A 651-nucleotide genomic window follows, 5' to 3' on the forward strand; every position below is an offset into this window, starting at 1 on the left:
TGGTGTGCCCCTCGAAAAGCGAACACTTTATTTTACAAATTTACTTTCAAATTCAAATGGACTCAAGTTGTTTAATGTTGAGTGACTGCGCTTACGATTATAGAAGATCTCAATATATTCAAATATGCCTGTTTGTACATCGGTAACTGTTTGGTAATTCTTTGGGTAAATCAGTTCGACTTTTAGTCGACTGAAAAAGGATTCCATTGCTGCATTATCCCAACAATTGCCTGTTCGACTCATACTTTGAATACAACCATTCTCATTAATAAGTTCTTGATAATTATTGGAACGGTATTGAACACCTCTATCTGAATGAATGATTAAACCTTGTTTAATCGTTCTTCGATTGAAAGCCATTTTTAATGCATCTGAAATGAGAACCTCAGTCATTGAGTCGTCTAATGACCATCCAATTATTTTCCTTGAAAATAAGTCCATAACAACGGCCAGGTACATAAATTTGTCATTAACCCAAATGTACGTAATATCTGTTGTCCAGCGCTCGTTGGGGCTCTCAGCGGTAAAGCGTCGGTCTAAGATATTGCCAACCACATTACGAGTTGATTCAACGCGTCGTCCATAACGGAAACCTTTTCCGTTAAGGGCTCTGATACCTCGAGCCTTCATGATCTTTGCTACATAATTAGT

General features: G+C 37.6%; 1 protein-coding gene. It reads right to left on the reverse strand.

Annotation, left to right across the window (positions count from 1 at the left end; all coding sequences use genetic code 11):
* Positions 1-27: 27 nt before the first annotated feature.
* Positions 28-651 (reverse strand): IS3 family transposase (locus A6E04_RS20655; RefSeq protein ID WP_139078911.1); only part of this gene is annotated, 624 nt, incomplete at its 5' end.

It is taken from the genome of Aliivibrio logei (assembly GCF_001691055.1).
In the GTDB taxonomy this organism is placed as follows: domain Bacteria; phylum Pseudomonadota; class Gammaproteobacteria; order Enterobacterales; family Vibrionaceae; genus Aliivibrio; species Aliivibrio salmonicida.